5 protein-coding genes are annotated in these 5967 nt (G+C 56.3%); 1 reads left to right on the plus strand and 4 read right to left on the minus strand.

Annotated features, from left to right (window positions below; genetic code table 11):
- Nucleotides 1–53 precede the first annotated feature (53 nt).
- Nucleotides 54–785, minus strand: coding sequence for a DUF6869 domain-containing protein (locus RN01_RS32625; RefSeq protein WP_024570114.1), 732 nt, complete (start codon nucleotides 783–785; stop codon nucleotides 54–56).
- A gap of 781 nt (nucleotides 786–1566) precedes the next feature.
- On the opposite strand from RN01_RS32625, the gene RN01_RS28685 reads away from it, so the two are divergent.
- On the plus strand, nucleotides 1567–2385 hold the full coding sequence (locus tag RN01_RS28685; protein ID WP_024570112.1) for a hypothetical protein: 819 nt from the start codon (nucleotides 1567–1569) through the stop codon (nucleotides 2383–2385).
- Nucleotides 2386–2839: 454 nt separating this feature from the next.
- Here the strand turns inward: RN01_RS28685 and RN01_RS28695 are convergent, their stop codons facing one another.
- The 3 genes from RN01_RS28695 to RN01_RS34780 all read right to left on the minus strand — a co-directional run.
- Nucleotides 2840–3289, minus strand: a complete 450-nt coding sequence (locus tag RN01_RS28695; RefSeq protein ID WP_024570111.1) for a YdeI/OmpD-associated family protein — start codon at nucleotides 3287–3289, stop codon at nucleotides 2840–2842.
- A gap of 778 nt (nucleotides 3290–4067) precedes the next feature.
- Nucleotides 4068–4592, minus strand: coding sequence for a phospholipase D family protein (locus tag RN01_RS28705; RefSeq protein WP_024570110.1), 525 nt, complete (start codon nucleotides 4590–4592; stop codon nucleotides 4068–4070).
- Nucleotides 4593–5760: 1168 nt separating this feature from the next.
- The coding region (locus RN01_RS34780) for a hypothetical protein (RefSeq protein ID WP_231582321.1) at nucleotides 5761–5967 on the minus strand (207 nt) is incomplete at its 5' end.

The following is a 5967-nucleotide window of genomic DNA, read 5'->3' on the forward strand; positions in this document are numbered from 1 at the left end:
AGCCCCATGACGTTCGAGAAAAACTGGTCCGCAGCTCAGCAACACCGGGCTGCCTAATTCCCTCGGTTATGGGATTCGTGGAACAGGGGCAAGGTCACCAGTATGGCATCCCGAATAACAATTCGCTGCGACTCTGGATCCAAAAGGAACATCGTTTCCCTGCTGAACGCTATCGTGGTCACAATGCTCATGCCGGAGGTTATCCATTCCCTCGCAAGTGCGTGGGAGCCAGGTGGCCCATCGAAATGAACGTAGATGCCGACTAGCCGAAACGGCGAATTGGTCAGGTATCCATTGGCAAGCATCGCCATAGAAAGCTCATTTTCAATGGAGGCGAGCGCGGCTGCCTGGTCACGAATCGCGGGGTTGCGTGGTGAACAGTCGATCAGACCCAATACCTTCTTGGGTGGCAGCTCACTGTAGCCCCGCGCTTTCTCAACGCGCGCCCATATCTCTTTGGAACTGCTAGGCCAGACGCCGCATAGAAGATTCTTGAACGCAGGATTTGATTGCGTTTCCCGCTCAATGCGGTCGATCATCGCCTCCCCATGGTCTTCGATGAGATCTTCCAGTTGGTCGGCAGCCAGGACGCTTAGAACCTTTTCCGACGGGCAGTGAGAGAGCACATGGAGAATCACCATCCAGACGTCTTCGGGATCGGCGTCAAGATCGTAGAATCTCGAGATGGCCAGTGGCAGTTCCTCGTCAGAATCGTGGTCGTAGGTCTCTCGGGCTGCAATGTATGCCAGCGCCCATGCCTCTATATCTTCAGGTGGGAGAGGCATTCAATCGGTCCGTCGTGGCAAATGACCGATGACGGTCAAGCTACCGTCTTGAGTGCACCTGAAGAATTTTCCTAGAGTCATTCTTTCAAAAAAGCTGTAGTTGATATGGAACCATGCTGCGGCCCGATAGCCGCTACGAAAACCGCCTGCGCATGCAAATGTGCCTGAGAGTGCAATGGATGATTTTAGCCAACGGAGCTGCGGCAATCTTCCGGTCTAGGGGTGTCGGATCCAGTTGTCTCGGAGTTTGCCTGCTCTCGCTAGCTGTATTGAATTTCATATTTTTGGTACATTTTGCGTCAGAAATAGCAGCAGGCCGGCGCCCAACTATATTAGGGGAAACCCTTTTATTTATGAGATGGACTGCCCGACGGAAGCTGTTCGGCGCTGAGGAAACCGCGATCGCTGGACAAAACTGACAACCAAGTTTGGCAACGATGGGTAACTTCAAAACACCGCAGGAAAAGAAGCGGCTGAGCTACGCCAAGGACCACCGGCCTGACCACGGAGAAAGGGGAAGCTGTGTCCCGAAGCGAAAACGCACCTACGCGAGGATTGCGCGCAGAACTCAGAACCAGCCTCTTGAAACGCTGAAGTCCGAGCCCGTGGACGAGTTGCTCGTGCTTACGGAACTCCGTGTCGGGATCGCGAGGCGAAAGAATCGAGGATGGGGGAAGTGGCCGGACATTTCCCTTGGCGAACGCGTAGCCAAACGCAAGTTATACAGGACTCGTATGGAAGCAGCTGGTGGCCGACGGGCTGCCAAGAGGAAGCTGGGGGCATGACAATGGAGGAACTGCAAACGCGCCAACCGCCGCCCGCACGCGTTCATATTCTGATGGCTCGTGAGGCTCGTTCCGCGGTTGTTATACGCCGCGGCCCATCGAGAAAGACGGCATTGATTGGCTGGGACAGAAGGCGCGACAAGTTCGAGGTCGGACAGTGGTTCAACGGACGAATTGATGAGCGACGCTCGGACTTGTCACCCGACGGCAGCTACCTGATCTATTTCGCGGTCACCGGCAAGTGGGGAACCGAAAGTCAAGGCGCGTATACGGCGATCTCGCGTGCGCCGTATCTCAAGGCCGAAACACTCCTGGCCAAAGGGGACACTTGGCACGGGGGTGGTCTGTTTGTTTCCAAGCGCGAGTACTGGCTCAACGATGGCTATGGGCACACAATCGTCCGTGATCAATCCAAGGCTAGGCGCACAGGCACCTATCCGTGGCATGAGTTTCCTCCAATAGGACAAACCGATCTGTATGAAATCCGCCTGCAGATGGACGGTTGGCAACGAATGGATTCTGGGTGGATTGGGAAGGGCGCTATTGTCCATTTCGAGAAGCCTGTCGGGCTACGATGGCGGCTACGCAAGCGTGTGCATGGGAGTCGAGAGCGCCATGAGCTCTTGCACCCTGGGACCGGGCGCTCGATAGGCATGCCGAACTGGTCGTGGGCAGATGTAGATGGGAAGCGGCTTGTGTGGATTGAATCAGGTCGACTATTTGAAGCTAGCGTTGATTCAGAAGGGTTGCAGGATATGCGTCTGCTTCATGACTTCAATACATATAGCTTCGAGAAGCTGGCTGCCCCTTACTAGGACGCTTGGGACGTCGGATCAGGTTGTTAAGCCATCACCATGACATCAAAGGGTATCCAGTTCGAATATGACGCTGAGAACGAGTGTTTGCTCGTAAGGTATCTGGGAAAACCAATGTTGCGTCCATATAAGATCCAGAACGAAACCCTGAAGAGCATGACTTTCGCAGAGGCAGCGGCATTCATCGGTGAGAAAGTACTTCTCATGTACCCCGTCTACGAGGAGATATTCAAGGACTACTTGTGGACCGAGAACGGGACGGTGCCTCCCAAGAAAACATAGTGCCATGGTCTCTGCCCGATGCGGCTTCAAGGGGGCGCAAACTTGGCCCATGTCCGGGAGGCGGAGCCCCATTTTTGGAGCACGAACCGACCCGAAAGCAGTCGTTCAACGGTTAGAGCTCACCCGCGCAGGCGGTGCAGCAGCCGTTTGCGCGTCGGTGTGCGGCAAAGGATTAGGCCGAACTTTGCTGCAGTTCGTTGACGAGCTTGGCGATGCGACGCTGCCGCGTCTCAAGAGACTTGGCATCTTCAATCGCTGCAACGTGCTTCCGTTTGAGCCCAAACGGCAAACGATCAAAGGCGGCTCTGGCGCCTTTATTTTTCCTCAGGGCCTCAGAAAGGTCTTTCGGTTCCGGCAGTGTTCTCGGCTCTTCGTCGAGTTCTATTAGAACGTCGACGAGGTCGCCCTCCGCGATACCGCTTTCTCGCCGGTTGGCCGCGCTGATACCCACCAAGCATTTGCCATTCATCACGGCGATTCTGCTTCGCCATCTGTGGTCGTTGATGGAGATGGCGACCGGTGGTCGCGCGCCCGCGCCGAACGACTCAATGCCATCCTTCGGGACCTCGACGGCCGTTGCATTGCCCGAGGGGACGACCTTTGCCTGGAATCTGAATTTCATGCGATCGGAGAGCTGAGGATATGGTGCGGCACTAACGCAGAAGTGCGCGGCTATCGTACTCAAAGGAGATCTAGAAAAACACGAACGCCATGGAACTCGGGACGCGCTGCCCAATGGGCATGCGCGTTACCGACACCTCCGAAGGTTGCCGGCCTCCGGAGTGGGAGGCGAGTCCGACAGTCATATATGGCGTCGAGAAAGATAGGTAAGGCGAAATCGGAAGTCAACGGCTATTTATCCCAACCGCCGGGCCGCACCTTATGTGAAATACAAGGCACGTTTCATATGATCGAGAAGCACTGCATCCTGCGCCGGCTCGCCCAGGTTCGCGCTGGAGCCAAGCGCGGTCGGGGTGATATTGTCTGGAGAGCCCAAGATCACCGACGATTGGTGATTCGCCCATTCTTGCTGGGGACGACATGCATCCAATCTCGGATTCCGCCAACGCATCGCACCGCGATGACGTCTTTGCACTCTGGGACCAGCTGGCCGAGTTCTCCGCCGGCGAAGCCGATGACGCGCTGACCCATTTGTTATCCACGCTCTGTGCAATGGTCACGGCACAGAATGCACTTTGGGCTGTCGTTGTGCGATTACCTTCGGTCGCGCGAAAGGATCCCTTGTTCGGCTGACCGCGTGCTGGCGCCCGCGAAAGGATCAGGATCACATCCCGCCATCCGAAGCTGAGGCAGTCAACTATCGACAGCTTCAAATCCCTGCCTCTGAACCGCCATTAACGTGAACCAACCAGCCTCGGTGGCTCCCCGGGGCGGTTCAGTTATCGCGCTGGATAAGGCTTCCCCAGATTCCAGCGTGATTGCCAATGCTCGATGTACTGGCGTGAAACCTCCGGCATGTCTCGAATGACGACCACATTCTCGGAGTTGGACGTCTCGGCAGATGGCGCGAAGTTGAAGGAACCTGTTTCAACCGTGTTGCCATCGACAATGATCGTCTTGTCGTGATGGATATGGAAATGGTCGTTGGTCCGAACTTCCACACCATTGCGGGTCACAAAGTCCATGGCTGCCACGCTCGTCTTGCCCAGGTTGCGCTTCTTGTCGATGACCACGCGCACCTCCACGCCTCGATTCCTGGCATCAACCAGCGCCTGCATGATGTCAGGAGCTTGAAACGAGTAGGCGAGCATCTGAATGGAATGCTGCGCACTACCGATAGTCTTCAGGACCAGTTCTCGCGCTGAACCCTCCGGGGAGAAGCCAACCTCAATGCTGGGAGCGGCATGGGCGAGAGATGAAATGCTGAGGAGGGTGGCAAGGGCGATGCTTCGGGTTCTTGTCATGACGTTAGGGCCTTGGTTGGAGCGCCTGGCACTGGACGGGGTATGGCTCACGTACATGGACACTCGCAGTGGTTGTCTCGGCGTCGACGTGGCCGGTGGTCCCGCAATAGGAAGATTCCTAGGTTCAATTCGGAGTTGGATGGTTGGATCTGCTCATGCTGGTTGCTGAAATGAAGTCGTATCAACCAGTTGAGGGAGTTTGCCATGTTCGCCTATTTCGTTGTGTTCTTTGCGCTCTGGGGCGTCATGAAGCTGGCGGATCGTTGGGGAATCTAGGGGGCGTTGACAGCTCGGAATATTCGGGCGTGGCGGCCATGCAGGGCATCAATTGGTCGATGCAAGCCGCTGGCCAGCGGAGGCAGACGCGTTCGCAATACGGGTCACGTGATTGACTGGTCAGGGCCAAATCATTCGGAAGTGCGTTGATGTATTTTGGGAAAATTCCTATGTGACGGTCGTCGTTCCTTGCCTTTAATGAACCTCGTCCAGTCCAGAGTTTTGGTGGCTGTATGAGCGGGAGCATCGATAAGTGATGCCCCGGCATTGATGGTCGAGGTTCGAAGTGAGTGAAGTTGAGTTTGTGAGCTGGTTGCGCGGTTTTGTGAACGCCCGAGGTGCTGTACCGCCTACTGCCGTCCAGTGGCGAGAGATCATGGCGCGCGTGTCGATTTGCTCTGTGAATCCACTGGGTCCAAAGCAACGCGAGGCTGTGGAGTTGTCTGAAGCTATTGGGCGCCTTCGCGTAGCGGCCACGCAGCAGGTTGGAGTGCTTGTGCCGCAGCCGTTGGCTGCTGCACGGCAGTGAAGGGGGCGCTCATGTTCCTCCCTGTCTACTGCGGTTTCTTCTGGGCGCTATGGGCCGAAATAATGTTCCCTGCCAAGCAGCGCTGAATCGTTGCGGTGATTTGTCGAAATCAGCCCGCCTTGCGAAAGCCTGGCGGGTTTTGCTCAGTCTCGGATGGTGCTTCTTGTAGCGGGATATCTGCGGATGGACGCGGTTCCAATGCGAGGCATCGCACGCCATGGTTGGTACTAGGATGGGGGACCGAGCTACCGGCCAGTTACTGGTCCTGGATAGACGGATTCCCACCACGCGCCAGGTTACGCTCCCGCTCATAATCCTCGTAGGGCGGAAGCGTCTGCCTTACCGTTCCCGGAGTCATAGGATTCACGGCGGCATCGTGGCTGCGGGCACCTTCGTAGGTGCCGCGCCAAAGATCGAAGGATGAACATCCTGCGCTGAAGGCTGCCGAGGCAAGGGTAAGAAGAACTGAGATTGCGGATTTCGGTGAAGGTGATCAGCGGTTTCGGCGAACGTGATCAGGGAAGGAAGGTGGTACTGCGCGGTCAGGAGATTGTAGCGTAGGTGATCACG

This window comes from Cupriavidus sp. SHE, assembly GCF_000812445.1.
GTDB classification, from domain to species: Bacteria; Pseudomonadota; Gammaproteobacteria; order Burkholderiales; family Burkholderiaceae; genus Cupriavidus; species Cupriavidus metallidurans.